We start from the raw sequence: 19,500 nt of genomic DNA, 5'->3' as shown, positions 1-19,500 counted from the left end.
TCCAAGCGGTACAGATATTGCATTTAGCAGTATTACACCGAAGGGATAAAAACCCAGTCGGGTAGGTTTCGCTTTGCCTACCTGACTGGGTTTTATTTAATTTGAAGGAGGGTTTATTTTGCAATATAAAAGGGTGTTTATTGAAAAGAAAGAAGATTTCAACGTAGAAGGTCAATTACTTTTAAAAGAGTTTAAAGATTATTTAGGAATAGATAATTTAACTAAAGTAAGAGTAGTAAATGTATACGATTTAATAAATATATCCGAAAAAGATTTTCATAATGCAGTAGATAAAATACTTTCAGAACAAGCTATAGATTATGTATATGAAAATAACCTTCCAGTAGATGAAAAAGAAAAACTATTTAGAGTAGAGTATTTACCAGGACAATATAATCAAAGAGAAGATTCTTTGAGAGAATTGCTAACAGTTTTAACAAATAATGAAGAAATAAAAGTTAAAAACTCAAAAATAATAATCCTTGAAAATATTGAAGAAAGAGATCTAGAAACTATTAAAAGTTATTATATAAACTCTATAGAAATGAGAGAAATATCTTTTGAAAGTTTTACTTATGAAGAGGAAGATGGAGAAAGGAATAAAGTTGAAATAATTGAAGGCTTTATTAGTATGACGAAAGAAGAATTAAAATTATTTAAGTCAAAGTACGGAATTGGTATGGATATGGAAGATGTTTTGTTTTGTCAGGACTACTTTAAAGAGGAAGAAAGAAGAGATCCAACTATAACAGAATTAAAAGTAATAGATACTTATTGGTCAGATCATTGTAGACATACTACTTTCATGACAGAGATAGTTAATGTAGATATTGAAGAAAGCAAATATAAAGAAATAATCGAAGAAACTTTTAAAGAGTATCTAAATTCCAGGAACTATGTTTATGGAGAAAAAGAAAAACCTTTATGTTTAATGGATTTAGCTACAATCAATATGAAGGAAATAAAGAAGAAAGGGTTACTAGAAGATAAAGAAGAGTCTGAGGAAGTAAATGCAGCAAGTATTGAAATAGATGTGGATATAGATGGAAAAGCGGAAAAATGGCTGCTAATGTTTAAAAATGAAACCCATAACCATCCTACAGAAATGGAACCTTTTGGTGGAGCATCTACTTGCTTAGGAGGAGGTATCAGAGATCCTTTGTCTGGCAGATCTTATGTATACCAAGCTATGAGAATAACTGGAGCCGCAGATCCAAGACAAAAATATGAAGAAACTTTAGCAGGTAAATTACCTCAAAGAAAGATTACTCAAAGAGCTATGGAAGGATACAGCTCCTATGGAAATCAAATTGGTGCTCCTGCAGGTTTAGTAAAAGAAATTTACCATGAAGGATATGTAGCAAAGAGAATGGAAGTAGGAGCATTGGTAGCAGCTGCTCCCAAGAGTTGGGTAGTTAGAGGAAAATCTGAACCTGGAGATTTAGTAATATTAGTAGGCGGCAGAACTGGTAGAGATGGATTGGGCGGTGCCGTTGGTTCATCTAAGGAACATACTGAAGATTCATTAAACACCAGTGGAGCAGAAGTCCAAAAAGGAAATCCACCTTTAGAAAGAAAAATAGTTAGATTGTTTAGAAAAGAAGAAGTAAGTAAGATGATTAAAAAATGTAACGATTTTGGTGCTGGAGGAGTTTCTGTTGCTATAGGGGAGTTAGCTGATGGACTGAATATTAATTTAGACAAAGTACCTTTAAAGTATTCAGGATTAGATGGAACAGAAATCGCTTTATCTGAATCTCAAGAAAGAATGGCTGTAGTAATAGATAAAGAAAATTTAGATAGATTTTTAAAATATGTTGAAGAAGAGGATTTAGAAGGGACAGTAGTTGCTACAGTAAGTTCAGAAAAAAGGCTTCATATGACTTGGAAAGATGATACTATTGTTAATATAAGCAGAGCGTTTTTAGATACTAACGGAATTAGGAAAAAAACTAAAGTAAGTGTAGGTAAACCAGAAAAAGAAGAATATTTAAATCAAAATCCTTCTTATATAAAAGGTAAGAATATAAAAGAGGATTGGATTAAAAACATGAGTCAACTTAATATTAGCAATCAAAAATGTCTTATAGAAAAATTTGATCATACAGTGGGAAGTGGAACAGTTTTAATGCCTCTAGGAGGAAAACATAAACTAACTCCAGCAGAAGGGATGGCAGCAAAAATTCCAGTGCTACATGGAGAAACAAAAACTTGCTCTTTAATGACTTACGGTTTTGATCCAGAACTTTCAAAATGGAGCCCTTTTCATGGAGGTTACTATGCAGTAATTGAGTCTATAGCTAAGAGTGTTGCTATGGGTGGAGATTATAGAAAACTTAGATTAACCTTCCAAGAGTATTTTGAAAGATTAGGAGAAGATGAAATTAAATGGGGGAAACCTTTTAGTGCCTTACTTGGGGCATATTTAGTAGAAAAAGAGTTAGATATTCCAAGTATAGGCGGTAAGGATAGTATGAGTGGAACTTTTGAGGAAATTCATGTACCTCCAACTCTAATTAGCTTTGCTGTAGGAGTAGATAAGGTGGACAATATTATATCTCCTGAATTTAAAGCTATAGACAATGAAATAGTGTTGATACCACTAAACATTAATGAACAAGGTATGGTAGATTTAAATCAATTAAAAATTAACTATGAAAGAATAAAGGAATTAATTGATAAAAAAATAATACTATCAGCTTCAACGGTAAAATTTGGAGGAATTGGAAGAAGCATTAGTGAAATGGCCTTTGGAAATAAAATAGGATTTAAGTTTATAGAAGATATAAATAAAGATAAGTTGTTCACACCTATGTATGGTTCTTTAATAGTTGAATTACAAAATGGAGTAAAGGCTGAAGAAGTTTTAGAATCTATTGAATATAAAATTCTAGGTAAAACGATAAAAGACGAATTTATCCAAATAGATAAGGATTTTATAGATTTAAATCAATTGATTTCAGAATGGGAGAGTCCTTTACAAGATATATTTCCTGAAAAAGAAGATATAAAAGAAAATATTGAAAATATTGAATACACTACAGGAAATAAGATATATAAAGGTATTAAAGTAGCAAAACCAAAAGTGTTTATTCCAATATTTACAGGAACTCACGGGGAATACGATATGGAAAGAGCCTTTAAAGAAGCTGGTGGAGAAGTAGAAACCTTTGTATTTAAAACTTTATCTCTAGGAAATATTGAAGACTCTTTTAAAGAGATGGCGAAGAAAATTAGAGAATGTCAAATAATAGGATTACCAAATGGAGCTGTTTTAGGTGATGAACCTGAAACAGGAGGAAAGCTTATAAAAGTTATATTTAATAATCCTTATATAAAGGAAGCTGTAAATAACCATTTATATGAAAAAGATGGATTGATTTTAGGTATAGGTAATGGATTCCAAGGATTAATTAAATCAGGGCTTATAGAAAGTGGACAAATAACGGACTTAAAAGAGGACTCAGTTTATGTAGCTTACAATAAGTTAGGTCAGCATATATCTACTTTAGTAAATATAAAGGTTACTTCTAATTTATCACCTTGGTTTAATGAAATGAATGTAGGAGAAATATATACTGCACCATTATCAACAAAAGAAGGTAGAATAATTGGTGATAGTAATAGAATAAAAAACTTAATTTCAAAAGGACAGGTATCGAGTCAGTATGTGGACTTAGAAGGAAGACCAACATATAATGGCAGTTTTAATCCAACAGGTTCTAACTTAGCTATAGAGTCTATGACTAGCCCTGATGGTAGGGTATTAGGAACTTGTGCTTCTATAGATAGATTAGGAAAAAGCTTATATAAAAATGGTAAAATTCAAGGCAGCCATAAAATATTTGAATCAGGTATAAAATATTTTGATTAGGAGGATATAAATGAAAGTTAGTATAGTCATGGGAAGTATTTCGGATAAGGAAATAGCTAATAAGGCTGTTAAAATTCTAGATAAGTTTGGTATAGACTGGGAAACTAGAGTGATTTCAGCTCATAGGACTCCTTTTAAAGCTATAGAATTTGCTAAAACAGCAGAAGAAAAGGGAATAGAAGTTATAATTGCTATAGCTGGTAAAGCAGCTCATCTAGCAGGAGTATTAGCAGGAGTAAGTACACTGCCTATTATAGGAATACCGGCAAAATCTTCAACTATGGATGGATTAGATTCTCTACTTTCGGTAGTACAAATGCCCAAGGGAGTACCTGTAGCGACAGTGGCTATAGATGGAGGAGAAAATGGAGGATTGTTAGCAGTTCAAATTCTTTCACTAAAATATCCTGAGTTAAGAGAAAAGCTTAAAGAATATAAGCTAGAAATGGCTGAGGAAGTAGAAAAAATGGATAAGGAAGTTCTAAATTTGAAATAGTTGAGAGAAGGTGAAAAGTTGAGTGGAGTTATAGGGGCTTACAGTAAAGATGGGAGAGATATTTCTAAGATAATCTACTATGGATTATATGCTTTACAACATAGAGGTCAAGTCAGTTCAGGAATAGCAGTTAATAATAATGGATTTGTAGATTATTTTAGAGACTTAGGCTTGGTTCATGAAGTCTTTCCTAAGGAGACTATGGAAAGACTTCGTGGAAATATTGGCATAGGTCATATTAGATATGCTACTACTGGTGAAAGTACCATAGTAAATGCTCAGCCTTTAGTAGTAGGGTATAAAAGAGGAGCATTAGCTTTAGCTCATGATGGAAGTATTGTTAACTTTTTAAAAATAAGAAATCAACTAGAGGATAACGGAACCATATTTCAATCAGATTTAGATACAGAAGTTATAGCAAACTTAATTGCAAGATACCACAAAGATAATATAGAAGATGCAGTATTGAAAGCTTTAGAAGATGTAAAGGGTTCTTATGGATTAGTAATAATGACTACTGACAGACTTATAGGTGCAAGAGATTCCTACGGAATAAAGCCTCTTTCCCTAGGAAAATTAGGAAACGACTATATATTAGCTTCTGAAACCTGTGCATTTGATACCATTGGAGCAGATTTTATAAGAGATATAGAACCAGGAGAAATTGTTGTTATAGATGAAGATGGAATAAAATCTATTAAGCAAGGAGAAAAGGATAAAAAGCTTTGTTTATTTGAAATAATATATTTTGCAAGACCTGATAGCAAAGTAGATGGAAAAAGTATTTATCTTTCAAGGATTGAAGCAGGTAGACAACTGGCAAGGGAGTCTAATATTGAAGGAGATATAGTAATGGGTGCTCCAGATTCTGGAACTGTGGCAGCCATAGGATATGCCCAAGAGTCAAAGATTCCCTATGCTGAAGGACTGATTAAAAATAGATATGTAGGAAGAACTTTTATTCAACCTACTCAAGAATTAAGGGAGCAAGGAGTTAAAATTAAATTAAACGTATTAAAAGAGAACGTAGAAGGAAAGAGAGTTATATTAGTAGATGATTCTATAGTTAGAGGAACTACTATTAAAAGAACGGTAGAAATGATTAGAAAAGCTGGTGCAAGAGAAGTTCATGTTAGGATCAGTGCTCCTCCTGTAATATATTCCTGCCACTTAGGAATGGATACACCAAATAGAGAAAATCTAATTGCAGCCGAAACAAGTGTTAAAGCAATAGAAGGAACTATTGGTGCAGATTCTCTATATTATCTTTCCCTAGAAGGTCTTATTAAGGCAGCTGGAGGAGAAAAAATGTTTTGTACAGGATGCTTTAGTGGAAATTATCCTATCGAAAAGGATCAATAAAAGGAGGAGCTTATGACTTTAACTTATAAAGATGCAGGTGTAGATAAGGAAGCAGGCTATAAGGAAGTTCAACTTATTAAGAGTTTAATTAAAAAAACTCATATTCCAGGGGTTTTATCAGATATAGGAGGATTTTCAGGTCTGTTCCAGCTTGATATAAAATCTTATAAAGAACCAGTTTTAGTTTCTGGTACTGATGGAGTTGGGACAAAACTAAGAATTGCCTTTATGATGGATAAACATAATACTATAGGAGAAGATTGTGTAGCCATGTGTGCCAATGATATACTTTGTCAAGGTGCTAAACCTTTATTTTTCCTAGACTATATAGCTACAGGTAAGCTAGTGCCAGAAAAAATGGCTAGCATAGTTGAAGGTATATCCAATGGTTGTATCAAGGCTGGTTGTGGATTAATTGGTGGAGAAACTGCAGAAATGCCTGGATTCTATAAGGAAGATGAATATGATGTAGCAGGGTTTTGTGTAGGAGTAGTAGATAAAGAAAATATTATTAATGGTTCTAAAATAAAAGAAGGAGACTATATAATCGGACTTCCATCTAGTGGAATCCATAGTAACGGTTACTCTCTTGTTAGAAAAATAGTATTTGAAAAGAAAAATATGACTGTTGATGAATTTATACCAGAATTAAATTCTACTTTAGGAGAAGAACTTCTCAAGCCTACTAGAATATATACCAATCCAGTATATAAAATAGTAGAAAAGTTTAATGTAAAAGGTATAAGCCATATAACAGGAGGAGGATTCTATGAAAATATTCCTAGGATGCTTCCTGAAGGATTAACAGCTTTTATAGATACTTATAAAATAAATACCCCTAAGATATTTACTCTGTTACAAAAATGGGGGAATATTGAACTAGATGAAATGTACTCAACTTTTAACATGGGTATAGGAATGGTTTTAGTTATTGATAAAACTGAAGTAGGTAAAGTGACTGATTTCTTAAAAGAAGAAGGAGAAGAGTTTGTTTTATTAGGAGAAATTAAAAAAGGAAGTAAAGGAGTAGTATTATGTCATCAGTAAAAATTGGTGTATTAATTTCTGGTGGAGGTACTAATCTTCAAAGTATTATAGATAATGTAAAGCTGGGAAATATTAATGGAGAAATAGGTATAGTAATATCTAATAAAAAGGATGCCTACGGTTTAAATAGAGCAAAGATGGCAGGAATTGAAACTCTATATATTGATAGAAAAAATTTCTCTAATGATGAAGAATTTAATATGGAAATAATAAAGGAATTAAAAAAGAGAAATATAGACCTAGTAGTATTGGCAGGATATTTAAAGGTTTTAAGTAAGGACTTTATCTGTGAATTTAGGGGAAGAGTAATGAACATCCATCCTTCGTTGATTCCTAGTTTTTGCGGTAAGGGATGCTTCGGTGAAAGGGTTCATCAAATGGTATTAGAATATGGAGTAAAGGTAACGGGAGCAACAGTACATTTTGTAGATGAAGGTACGGACACAGGGCCTATAATTCTCCAAAAGACAGTATTTATAGACCAGAATGATACTGTAAGTACTTTAAAGGAAAAAGTATTATGTATAGAACATGAAATATTAGTAGAAGCAGTAAAACTATACTGTGAAGGAAAGTTATCTTTACAAGGAAGAAAGGTAATCATTGATTAGGAGTGATTAAATGAAAAGAGCTTTAATTAGTGTTTATGATAAAGAAGGAATAGTGGAATTTGCTTTAGAATTAAATAAATTAGGATGGGAAATTATATCTACAGGTGGGACAAGTAAAATTTTAAAAGAAGCTGGAATAGATGTTTTAGAAGTTGAAGAAGTAACTAATTTTCCCGAAATACTAGATGGAAGGGTTAAGACATTAAATCCTTATATTCATGGAGGACTATTATATAGGAGGGATGATAAAAACCATGTAAAAACCGTTGAGAAGATAGGAATTAATCCTATTGATATGGTAGTTAACAATCTTTATCCCTTTGAAGAAACTATTAAAAAACCTAATGTAAGCCATGAGGAAATTATTGAAAACATAGATATAGGTGGACCATCTATGATTAGGGCGGCTGCTAAAAATTATGAGTACGTAACAGTTATAGTAGACCCAAAGGATTATATAAAGGTTTTAGAAGAATTAGAAAACAATGGTGAAACTAGTCTTTCCACAAGACAATATTTAGCGAGAAAGGTATTCAATTATACAGCTTACTATGACACATTAATATCTAATTATTTTAATCATATAGAAGAAGTAGAATTTCCAGAAAAGTTAACTTTGGCTTATAAAGGTAGAAAAGAATTAAGATATGGAGAAAATCCTCACCAAAAAGCAGCTTTTTATGAGGAAACAGGTAAAGTTGAAGGTACTGTAGCTGGGGCGACGCAACTTCATGGAAAAGAACTTTCCTTTAACAACATAAATGATGCTAATGGAGCATTGGAGATTTTAAAGGAGTTTCAAGATCCTACAGTAGTGGCAGTGAAGCATACCAATCCTTGCGGCATTGGAAGTGGTGAAACTTTATTACAGGCTTATGAAAAAGCCTATGAATCCGATAAAATTTCTATATTTGGAGGTATAATTGCTGCTAATAGACAAGTAGATGAAGATGTAGCACGTAGAATCAATGAAATATTTGTAGAAATAGTAATGGCACCTTTCTTCACAGAAAAAGCTTTAGAAATATTATCTGAAAAGAAGAATATAAGAATCCTTCAAATACCAGATATAATGAATAATGATTATAGAACAATGGATATTAAAAAAGTTTTGGGAGGTATTTTAGTACAGGAAAGAGATAATATTATTTTAAAAGAAGAGCTTAAAATTGTAACTGATAGAAAACCTACTGAAAAAGAAATAGAAGACTTACTATTTGGATGGAATGCAGTAAAAAATATAAAGTCTAATGCCGTAGTTTTAGTAAAAGATAAGGGAACGATAGGAATAGGTATGGGAGAAGTAAACAGAGTATGGGCTGTAAAAAATGCTATTAGTCGTAGTGAAGAAAAGGTTAAAGGTAGTGTTTTAGCATCAGATGGATTTTTCCCTTTTAAAGACTCAGTAGAAGCTTTAGCAAAGGCAGGAGTAACAGCTATAATTCAACCAGGCGGCTCTCTAAGAGACGAAGAATCTATTATTGAAGCCAATAAAAATGGCATTACTATGATTTTTACAGGAATAAGACATTTTAAACACTAATGTCTAGGAGGTTAGAATATGAAAATATTAGTAATAGGCAGTGGTGGGAGAGAACATGCTTTATGCTTTAAAATAGCTCAAAGCAAAAAAGTTACAAAGATTTACTGTGCTCCAGGTAATGGCGGTACTCATAATATAGCTGAAAATGTAGATATTAAACCTAATGAAGTAGACAAATTATTGGATTTTGCCTTAGAAAATTCTATTGATCTAACCATAGTAGGACCAGAAGAGCCTTTGGTTTTAGGTATAGCAGATAAATTTCAAGAAAAAGGTTTGAGAATATTTGGTGTAAATAAAGAATGCGCTAGGTTAGAAGGAAGTAAGGATTTTTCAAAAAGGTTTATGGAAAAATATAATATTCCTACAGCTAAATATAACAGCTATACAGATTTGGAAAAGGCTATAGAAGGGCTAAAAGACTATAACTATCCAGTGGTTATAAAAGCTGATGGATTATGTTTAGGTAAAGGTGTAGTTATATGTAATAGTGAAGGAGAAGCTATAACTACTTTAAATAATATTTTAAAGAATAGAATCTTTGGCTCTGAAGGAGAAAAGGTAATAATAGAAGAGTTTTTAGATGGAGTTGAAGCTTCCTTATTATGCTTTGTCACTGAAGGAAAGATAATTCCTATGGAAAGTGCTAAGGATTATAAAAAAATCTTTGATGGAGATAAAGGACTAAATACTGGAGGAGTAGGATGTTTTTCGCCAAGCCCTTTATTTAACAAAGAATTAGATAAAAAGATTGAAAAGAATATTTTAAATAAAATTAGCTTTGGTCTAGAAGATGAACATATGGATTTTAGGGGAATACTATTTATAGGATTTATGATAGTAGATAATGAACCTAAAGTTTTAGAGTTCAATGTAAGATTTGGAGATCCTGAAACAGAAGTTTTAATACCTAGACTTAAATCAGACATAGTAGATTTATTTCAGAAAACTATAGATGGTGATTTGAAAAAAGAAGATTTAACTTGGACAGAAGAAAAATGTGTTACTGTGGTAGTTACATCTAAAGGATATCCTGGAGACTATGAAAAAGGTTTTGAAATAAAAGGGACAGACACTTTAGATGAAAATATTATTCTATTCCATAATGGTACAAAATATCATGATGGAAAATTAGTTACCAATGGAGGTAGAGTAATGTCTATTACTAGTCTAGGAAATTCTTTAGATCAAGCGAGAGAAACTATTTACAATAATATTAATAGAATCCATTTTAATGGAATTTATTATAGAAAAGACATAGGAAAAATTAATTAACAGGGAGGAATTATCCAATGGAAAATTTTTTCAAACTAAAGGAACATAAGACAAATGTAAAAACAGAAGTATTGGCTGGAATAACTACTTTTATGACCATGGCTTACATTTTAATAGTAAATCCAGACATATTGTCTCAAGCTGGTATGGATAAAGGTGGAGTATTTACTGCAACAGCATTATCTGCTGTAATTGCAACTCTTGTAATGGCCTTATATGCAAAACTTCCTTTCGCATTAGCACCAGGCATGGGACTTAACGCTTTCTTTACTTTTTCAGTAGTACTTGGACCTATGCAGAAATCATGGCAATTTGCTTTAACGGCAGTTTTAATTGAAGGTATTATATTTATATTATTATCCTTTGTAAAAGCTAGAGAAGCTATATTTGACGCTATTCCAATGAATTTAAAAAATGCAGTTTCTGTAGGAATTGGTTTATTTATTTCTTTTATTGGACTTTCAGGAGCAGGTATAGTTAGAGCTGGAGGAGCCATTGTAGAATTGGGGGATCTAACAGCTAGTGCGCCATTATTAGCTATCATTGGAATTATTATTACAGGAATTTTATTGGCTAAGAATGTAAAAGGAGCCTTGTTAATAGGAATAGTACTTACAACTTTAATAGGTATCCCTATGGGGGTAACTGTATTACCAGAAGGATTTAAATATATTTTTGGTTTACCACCATCTTTAAAAGATGTAGCATTTAAATTTGTTTCTATTGAAGAAATTTTTTCTTTTGAAATGATAGTTGTAGTATTTACTTTTTTATTTGTAGATATATTTGACACTGTAGGAACCTTAGTAGGAGTAGCTTCTAAGGCAGATATGTTAGATGAAGAAGGAAGATTACCAGGAGTAAGCAAAGCCTTAATGTCTGATGCAGTAGGTACTATTGCAGGAGCTTGTTTAGGAACTAGTACAGTTACAACTTTTGTTGAAAGTGCCTCAGGAGTAGCTGAAGGAGGAAGAACAGGTTTAACTTCTTTAGTAACTGCAGGAATGTTTGGATTAGCTTTATTCTTTGCACCATTATTTACAATTGTACCATCTGCAGCTACAGCACCAGCTTTGGTTATAGTAGGATTATTTATGATGAGTCCTATTAAAAAAATTGATTTAGATGATTATACAGAAGCAATCCCTGCATTTTTAACTATAATAGCTATGCCTTTTGCTTACAGTATAGCTGAAGGAATAGTGTTTGGTATGGTATCATATGTTTTATTAAAGACTCTTACTGGAAAATGGAAAGATGTATCCTGGGTAATGTATGTATTATCAGTTCTATTTGTACTAAGATTTATATTTATGTAGAGAACAGGGAGAGATCCCTGTTTTTTTAATAAAGAGATTCCCAAAAGTGCTAGTTTCTGTTATAATACTATATAGTTATAATAGTTTACATCGAAACTTAATTAAACTATAATATCGACTATTTTTCTATGAATAATTAATTTTTCTTAGTATAAAATAAAAAACAGGATATAATCTAATATATTTGAACTTTTCCTATATTATTTTCATCAATAATTATAAATAAAATAATTTAAAAAAGGGAGGAAATAATATGAAAACCGATGTCCAAATTGCACAAGAAGCTAAGATGCTTCCAATATCAGAGGTAGCTGAAAAACTTGGCTTAAATGAGGAGCGTTTAGAGCATTATGGAAAGTATAAAGCTAAAGTTTCATTAGATGTATTAGAGGAACTAAAAGATAAGCCTAATGGAAAGTTGGTTTTAGTGACGGCAATCAATCCAACACCAGCAGGAGAAGGAAAGACTACTGTAAATATTGGACTTAGTATGGCATTAAATAGAATTGGGAAAACTGCTATTACGGCAGTTAGAGAACCTTCATTAGGACCTAGTTTTGGAGTAAAGGGCGGAGCTGCAGGTGGTGGATATGCTCAAGTTGTTCCTATGGAAGATATTAATTTGCATTTTACAGGAGACTTCCATGCAATTACTACAGCCCACAACTTAATATCAGCATTAATAGACAACCATATTCATCATGGAAATCAATTAAATATAGATCCTAGAAGAATAGTATGGAAACGTGTCTTAGATATGAATGATAGAGCGTTGAGACAAATTGTTATCGGACTAGGTGGAAAAACTAATGGAGTACCTAGAGAGAACGGTTTTGATATTACAGTAGCTTCAGAAATAATGGCAATTTTCTGCTTGGCTGAGAATCTAGAGGATTTAAAAGCAAGAGTTGGTGACATAATTGTAGCATATAGCTATGATGGTAATCCTATTTTTGCTAAAGATTTAAATGCACAGGGAGCAGTAGCACTACTTATGAGAGATGCTGTAAATCCAAACATAGTTCAAACATTAGAAAATACACCTGCATTGATTCATGGTGGTCCATTTGCAAATATTGCTCATGGATGTAACTCTATATTAGCTACAAAGCTGTCTTTAAAACTTGCTGATTATACAATAACAGAAGCTGGATTTGGTGGAGATTTGGGAGCAGAAAAATTCTTCGATATTAAATGTAGATTTGCAGGATTGGAACCAAATGCTGCTGTAATAGTAGCTACCGTTAGAGCATTAAAACATCATGGTGGAGTTAAAAAGGATCAATTAAGTAATGAGAATCTTGATGCATTAGCTAGAGGCTTTGAGAATTTAGAAAAGCATATTGAAAATATTAAAAAATTTGGTGTGCCAGCTATAGTTGCAATAAATAAATTCCCAACAGATACAGAAACAGAACTTAATTATGTAATTGAAAAATGTAAGTCTCTAGGAGCAGAAGCTGTATTAACAGAAGTATGGGGTAAAGGTGGAGAAGGCGGAGAAGCTTTAGCTAAAAAAGTAGTAGAAGTTGTAGAAAGTAAACCGTCCAACTTTAAACCTTTATATGATGAGAATGAATCTATAAAAGCTAAAATAGAAAAAATAGCTACTGAAATATATGGAGCAACTGGAGTAGAGTTTACTAAAGGTTGTGAGAAGCAAATAGCTGAAATAGAAAAACTTGGTTTTGATAAGATGCCAATTTGTATGGCAAAAACTCAGTATTCTTTTTCAGATGATCCAACTTTACTAGGCAGACCTAGAGGATTTAACATTACCGTGAGAGATATAAAAATATCTAATGGTGCAGGCTTCTTAGTAGCATTAACAGGAGATATTATGACAATGCCAGGTCTTCCAAAGGTTCCAGCGGCTAATAATATAGACATTTTACCTAATGGAGAAATAGTAGGATTGTTCTAAAATAAGGGCTGGGAAATTCCCAGCCTTTACTATACTTAAAATCCTTGCATGCTTTAACATATAAGTGTACAATAAGTTATTGGAGGAGGTGTTAATATGGAATACAATTCAAGAATAAAAAGTGGTCAAGTGGATGGATTCTTTGAAGCTATTTTACAGCTTGAAACAATGGAAGAATGTTATAGATTCTTTGAAGATATATGTACTGTAAAAGAAATTCAATCTATTGCTCAAAGATTGGAAGTTGCAAAGCTATTAAAGCTAAACAGAACCTATAATGAAATTGAAAATGAAACTGGAGCAAGTACAGCGACTATAAGTAGAATAAACAGATCTTTAAACTACGGAGCTGATGGATACAATATTGTTTTAAAAAGACTAGGCTACCTTGATAATGAAGAATAAAAGATTTCTCCGATAAGGGGAAATCTTTATTTTAAAAAAGAATCTTTTATAAATAAGGGGGGATGTAGATGAAATTAGATTATAAAAAGACCTTTATTTTAGGTTTGGGTTTCTTTGCAATAAGTATTCTATGGCCTGTTTATAATGCTTTTGTACCAATAATGTTGGAACAATATACTAAAAAAGCTACAGTTATTGGAATGATTATGACAATTGATAATCTATTTGCAGTAGCTTTTCAGCCAATTTTTGGAGCCATGAGTGATAGAACCAACAATAGATTTGGTCGAAGGATGCCCTATATACTTATAGGGGTACCTATATCTGCTTTACTATTTTCAATAATACCTTATACTACCAGTCTAATAACTTTGATGTTAACTATAATAATCATGAATTTTACTATGAGTATTTATAGAGCACCAACAGTGGCTTTAATGCCAGATGTAACCCCCAGTCCTTTAAGAAGTAAAGCCAATGGAGTAATTAATTTTATGGGCGGATTAGCAGCTGCTGTAGCTTACGCCATTGGTGGAATTTTATATAGAATGAACCCATCTTATCCTTTTCATATGTCCTCAATTATTATGGTAATTGCACTAATAATTTTATATACTTTTATAAAAGAACCTAGAGATTTTAGGATAGAAGAAAAGAAAAAAATTGAAAAAGTTAAGGATATAGAAAAAAATAAAAGCTTAATATTTATATTATTTGCTATATTCTTTTGGTTTACAGGATTTAATGCAGTAGAAACCTTTTTTTCCTTATATGGACAATATGTTTTAAATATTGATCCAGGAAGAGCTAGTATAGTGTTATCTTTATTTTCAGTATCATTTTTATTATTTGCTATACCAGCTGGTTTTATTGGGACAAAATTAGGTAGAAAAAAGACTATATTTACAGGAATTATTGGAGCTTTGATATTCTTTATCCCCTTAATCTTTGTAAGAAATGCTGTATTAGTTTCTATACTGCTAGTAGCAGGAGGGATATTCTGGGCATTAATAAATATTAATTCCTATCCAATGGTGGTAGAGATGGCACCAAAAGGTGGAGTTGGTACTTATACTGGCTATTATTACTTTTTTTCAGCCAGCTCAGCTGTAGCTAGTCCTATTTTATTTGGATTTATTAAAGATATTGTCGGTAGCTATGAGTCCCTATTTTTATATTCCTGCATAGCTTTTCTTGCTGCGCTGCTTTGTATGTTTTATGTTAAACATGGAGATGTATCAGTAGAAAATTACGATGAAGAAAAAAGGCTAGCAATTGAAGAAAATTATGGAGATTAGTTTATAGATATTAGAATCTGCTTTTTCAAATATTTCAATAACATTTATTAAAGGCGAACTGTATATGCAGTTCGCCTTTAATAAATGTTTTAAACAATAACTTATTATTTAAAAATAATAGCTAATTTTGTTGTACAAGAAGATAAAACATAATATTATGGGTATATAAAGCTGGTAATCCATTGACCATATATTTATAATTAGGGGTGAAAAAATGTTTCTTAAAAGTAATAAAAAGGAATACGAAAAAGCATTAGGGACCATATTAGATGGACACTTTGATATAGAACCTAATAAAAAAGACAGTGTTATTGAAAAAATATTGATTTTATGCAATGATTTGAAATTAAATAAAAAAGATGTAAAGGAATTAATATGCGGTATATTAAATATTGCAGTTGAAATGAGTAGTTTTGATTTAAAGTTAAAATTTTATTCTAATGAGATTATGAAAGAAACTAATAGAGTTGAAGAATTAAATCAAACTGTTCAAACAGTTTTTGAAGAAATAAGTGCTAGTATAGAAGAAATAGATGCTAATACTAGAGAGTATAATAATGTATTTCAAAAAGTTGCTACTAGAACAGAGATGATTCATAATGATGTAGAAGATAATACCATTAAAGTCACTGAAGCAAAGAATATTATTGCAAGTAGCTCTAATTTAACTGAAGATATGAAAAATGATGTAGATAAATTAATTGATACGACAAGAAGTATAGAGCAATTATTGCAGGATATTAATGGTATTGCAGAAAAGATAAATATTTTAGCCTTAAATGCGGCAATTGAAGCTAATAGAGCTGGAGAACATGGAAGAGGATTTGCTGTTGTAGCTACTGAAATCAGAAATCTATCCAATAATACGAAGGAATTAGTAAACTCCTTATCTTCTTTTGTAGAAAAAATCCACGAATATTCAGATGAAAGTGCTGTAAGTGTGAAAAGAACAGTAGAAGGAGTAGTCATAATAAAGTCTAGTTTAACAGATATAGAAAGGGTATTTTTTGATATATCAAAAAATACCAAAAGTATAGCAGAAGATATAAAAAACCTAACTTTATCTGGGGAAGGGTTAAGTCAAGCTATTAGTGAGGCAAGCAGTGCTATGTTGGATAGTGCTAATATAGCAGGAGAAGCTGCTTTAGCTAGTAGTCAATTAGTGGATATATCTGAAGAAATAAAAAGTGTAGGTAACTCTATAGAAGAATTAGAAAGAATAGTTATTGATGTAGCTGGAAAAAGTGGTGAAATGGCTACTAGTAAGTATTTTAAACTGGATAATGATAGATTTGTACATAGAGTTGGTTCTGCTATAGGAGCTCATAAAGATTGGATTAGAACTTTAGAAAATATGGTTACAAATATGAAAGTAGTTCCACTTCAAACTGATGATAAGAGATGTGCTTTTGGTCATTTTTATCATTCTGTTAAACCGACTAACCCTAGAATACTAGAAACATGGCAAAAGGTAGATGATTACCATAAAAAGCTTCATGGTTCTGGCGATAAAGCAATAGAGTTTATAGGAAGAGGGAATAGAGAGGGAGCTCTTAGATTATTAGAAGAGACCAAGAAAGATTCTTTGGTATTGATAAATCTATTTCAAGATATGGTAGAAATTGCAGAAGAATTGACCGAAAAAGAAATAAATGTATTTTAGTAAAATCCATACCTTTTTAGGTATGGATTTTATTTATAAAAATGTATAAAAACATGTATAAAAATGTCAAGAAAAGAGATGGTTTAGGTAAATTTATGTAATTGATACTTCATAGGTAATGAAATACAATCGTTTGTAATTGATTAGAAATTTTTGTAAATAGGGATTTAAAGAGAAAAACTTGCAACTTTAAAGGGGATAAAAGTATGTATGAAAATAAGGAATTTTTAGCTATTCATGATTTTGTTAATAATTTACTTAAAGTAAATAAACTATTTGATGTTATAAGAATCATTGATCCTATAAGAAATTTAATAGTCTATTATAATGATTTATCTGAAATTGGAGTACCATATTTTTGTAATAATTTTCTAAATATAGATGAGAAATGCGAAAACTGTATTTCTACTAGAGCATTAAATGAAGATGAGACCTATATAAAGATTCAATATGAAGTAGATAAAATATATATGATAACAGCTGCTAAGGTTTCAATAAATAGAAAGGAATATCTTATGGAAATGATAAAAGATATTACTATTAGCTTAGTTGCTGACTTAGGAGAAAAAGAGGAACTTAAAAATATTATATCCGACCTTAATAAAAAATTAGTTATAGATGAGCTGACAGGAGTATATAATCGAAGGTACATAAATGAAAGGCTTCCAGAAGATATATATAATGTAGACTTAAATAATAAAAAGATTTCTATTATTATGGCAGATATAGATGGATTTAAAGAAATCAATGATAACTTCGGCCATATGGCAGGAGATGTTGTTTTGAAAGAAGTATCTAATATAATAAAGAAGAATATTAGAAACAAGCATGATTGGGCAGCTAGATTCGGTGGAGATGAATTTCTTATAGTTGTTCAAAATACAAATAAAGATATTGCATATATGATATGTGAGAAAATAAGGAGAAGTATAACAAATAAATCTTTTTTTTGCAGAGACAAGGAAATAAAAGTGACTGCAAGTTTTGGTGCATATACCCTTGAACCTAATATTAAAAATATTGAAGAAGTTTTAAAGAATGTTGATGAAAACCTATATGAAGCTAAACGACTTGGTAAAAATAGAACAGTATCTTCCTAATAAAATGTAATATACAAAGTTTAAGACGAAGTTCTTAACGTAGATATAGAAAAAAGAAATTGGTATTGTTAAGTAGATAACAAAGGGTGATGTACGTATGAAAAGTAAAAATGATGAGTCTATATCTGAGACAGTAGATATATTGTTAAAAATGGAGAATTTTTATGATGCGGCTAGAATAATAAATCCAATTAAGAAACAGGTAGTATATTGCAATAGTTCTACTGTAGAAAATATTCAATCCATTTGTTATGATTTATGGAATTTAGGAACCGAATGTGAAAATTGTATTTCTACACGAGCCATTGAGGAAAATAGAACATTAACCAAAATAGAATTTAATGAAGATAAGGTTTTTCTAATTATGGCTTCTCCTATGAAAGATAATAACTATGTAATAGAAATAATTAAGGATATAACAGATAGTAGCATAAAGGATTTAGAGATAGGTAATATAAAAGAAGTAAAGAATCGATTTTATGAAATAAACGATAAAATATATATAGATCAGTTAACTGGGGTAAATAATAAAAAATTTATGAAAGAAAAATTACCTTATAATATATATAACGGATATAAGTTAAAAGAAGAAAGAACCTTTATTATTGTAAATATCGGGTTTTTCAATTACATAAAAAATACGTATGGTGAAGAAGTTATAAATAACTTTGTAGTAAAAATATGTAGTATTATTCAGTCGAATATTAGAAATGGATATGATTGGGTTATAAGATATTCAGAAGATGAATTTATTATTTCCATAATTAATGGAGGAAAAGATGTAGCTTTAAGAGTAATAGAGAGAATTCAGGATGAAGCAAAACAATATGCTTTAAAACATAATAGACTATATTTAGATAATATATTAAGTTTTAGTATATGCTTTGTAAAATTAGGATGTAATGATACTCCTAAAATTATGTATATTAAGAATAAATACCACGAAAAAGAAAATACATATCCTATGAAGGATACTATAGTATATATTTCAGAAATGATACAGACCTATGAGAAAAAGTTTGATAAAAATATTTTCCCTAATATAATGGATAAAAAGTTAGCAGAAATTCTACACTATATATACGATAACATGAAGGATGTCACCTTAGAAAAAGTAGCTAGAAAATTTCATTTTAATCCTAGCTATTTAAGTAGATTGATTAAAGAAAGTACCAATAGAAGTTTTAGTGAAATTTTAAAGAATGCTAGATTAAAAAAATCCAGCTTACTTTTAAAAAATACTGATATTAGTATAAGTAAAATTTCAGAAGAAATAGGATATAAAAATCCTAATAGATTCTATAAAGTTTTTAAAGATAAATATGGAATGACTCCAGGTGAATATAGAAATTCAATATACAATAAAGAATATAGCGAAAGACAAGAAAACGCTTGAGTAGATAATTTAACATATTCTTTTTATATGACTTTGTAGTTTTGTATTATATAATAATTAGTAAAGATAAAAGTCTTCACTAATATGTTTAATTTTATTATCTATAGTTGAAATTTACTTTGAAATATCTTAAAACAATAAAAAAACATCTCAATTTGTAAAGGGATGTTTTTTTATTGGATAAATT

The 19,500-nt window shown here is 30.7% G+C and carries 14 protein-coding genes; all 14 read left to right on the top strand.

All coding sequences use genetic code 11. The features are described 5' to 3' along the window. Nucleotides 1–118: 118 nt before the first annotated feature. The 14 genes from KQI42_RS00395 to KQI42_RS00330 all read left to right on the top strand — a co-directional run bounded on the left by KQI42_RS00395 (nt 119) and on the right by KQI42_RS00330 (nt 19,313). Entirely contained in the window at nt 119–3,874 is a 3,756-nt protein-coding gene (locus KQI42_RS00395) for a phosphoribosylformylglycinamidine synthase (protein WP_216515659.1), read from the top strand. Between the two features lie 10 nt (nt 3,875–3,884). Further along, complete coding sequence (gene purE, locus KQI42_RS00390; protein ID WP_216515656.1) at nt 3,885–4,370, top strand: 5-(carboxyamino)imidazole ribonucleotide mutase; 486 nt, start codon at nt 3,885–3,887, stop codon at nt 4,368–4,370. Between the two features lie 18 nt (nt 4,371–4,388). Further along, the gene (purF, locus tag KQI42_RS00385; protein WP_216515654.1) at nt 4,389–5,732 is read left to right on the top strand and encodes an amidophosphoribosyltransferase; all 1,344 of its coding nucleotides are present in this window, start codon (nt 4,389–4,391) and stop codon (nt 5,730–5,732) included. Between the two features lie 12 nt (nt 5,733–5,744). Beyond that, on the top strand, nt 5,745–6,779 hold the full coding sequence (gene purM / locus KQI42_RS00380; protein ID WP_216515652.1) for a phosphoribosylformylglycinamidine cyclo-ligase: 1,035 nt from the start codon (nt 5,745–5,747) through the stop codon (nt 6,777–6,779). Continuing rightward, nucleotides 6,767–7,390, top strand: coding sequence for a phosphoribosylglycinamide formyltransferase (gene purN, locus KQI42_RS00375; protein ID WP_216515651.1), 624 nt, complete (start codon nt 6,767–6,769; stop codon nt 7,388–7,390). Before purM ends, purN begins: the two co-directional genes overlap by 13 nt. Before the next feature lie 10 nt (nt 7,391–7,400). Further along, nucleotides 7,401–8,933, top strand: coding sequence for a bifunctional phosphoribosylaminoimidazolecarboxamide formyltransferase/IMP cyclohydrolase (gene purH / locus KQI42_RS00370; protein WP_216515650.1), 1,533 nt, complete (start codon nt 7,401–7,403; stop codon nt 8,931–8,933). A gap of 18 nt (nt 8,934–8,951) precedes the next feature. Then, nucleotides 8,952–10,208 (top strand): phosphoribosylamine--glycine ligase, encoded by a 1,257-nt coding sequence (gene purD / locus KQI42_RS00365; RefSeq protein WP_216515649.1) that lies wholly within the window; start codon nt 8,952–8,954, stop codon nt 10,206–10,208. 17 nt (nt 10,209–10,225) lie between these two features. Continuing rightward, complete coding sequence (locus KQI42_RS00360; RefSeq protein WP_216515648.1) at nt 10,226–11,527, top strand: NCS2 family permease; 1,302 nt, start codon at nt 10,226–10,228, stop codon at nt 11,525–11,527. A gap of 253 nt (nt 11,528–11,780) precedes the next feature. Beyond that, nucleotides 11,781–13,451, top strand: coding sequence for a formate--tetrahydrofolate ligase (locus tag KQI42_RS00355; protein WP_216515647.1), 1,671 nt, complete (start codon nt 11,781–11,783; stop codon nt 13,449–13,451). Between the two features lie 96 nt (nt 13,452–13,547). Then, on the top strand, nt 13,548–13,856 hold the full coding sequence (locus KQI42_RS00350) for a YerC/YecD family TrpR-related protein (protein WP_216515646.1): 309 nt from the start codon (nt 13,548–13,550) through the stop codon (nt 13,854–13,856). Nucleotides 13,857–13,924: 68 nt separating this feature from the next. After that, nucleotides 13,925–15,154: an MFS transporter gene (locus KQI42_RS00345; protein ID WP_216515644.1), complete on the top strand. Its 1,230-nt coding sequence runs from the start codon at nt 13,925–13,927 to the stop codon at nt 15,152–15,154. Between the two features lie 214 nt (nt 15,155–15,368). Beyond that, the gene (locus KQI42_RS00340; protein WP_216515642.1) at nt 15,369–16,817 is read left to right on the top strand and encodes a methyl-accepting chemotaxis protein; all 1,449 of its coding nucleotides are present in this window, start codon (nt 15,369–15,371) and stop codon (nt 16,815–16,817) included. Nucleotides 16,818–17,023: 206 nt separating this feature from the next. Further along, nucleotides 17,024–17,917, top strand: coding sequence for a GGDEF domain-containing protein (locus KQI42_RS00335; protein ID WP_216515640.1), 894 nt, complete (start codon nt 17,024–17,026; stop codon nt 17,915–17,917). 97 nt (nt 17,918–18,014) lie between these two features. Then, nucleotides 18,015–19,313 (top strand): helix-turn-helix domain-containing protein, encoded by a 1,299-nt coding sequence (locus tag KQI42_RS00330; protein WP_216515638.1) that lies wholly within the window; start codon nt 18,015–18,017, stop codon nt 19,311–19,313. Nucleotides 19,314–19,500 lie beyond the last annotated feature (187 nt).

Source organism: Tissierella simiarum, from assembly GCF_018917865.1.
In the GTDB taxonomy this organism is placed as follows: Bacteria; Bacillota; Clostridia; order Tissierellales; family Tissierellaceae; genus Tissierella_C; species Tissierella_C simiarum.
The sequence above is the reverse complement of the archived record's forward strand: the minus strand, read 5'-3'. Positions and strand labels throughout refer to the sequence as shown.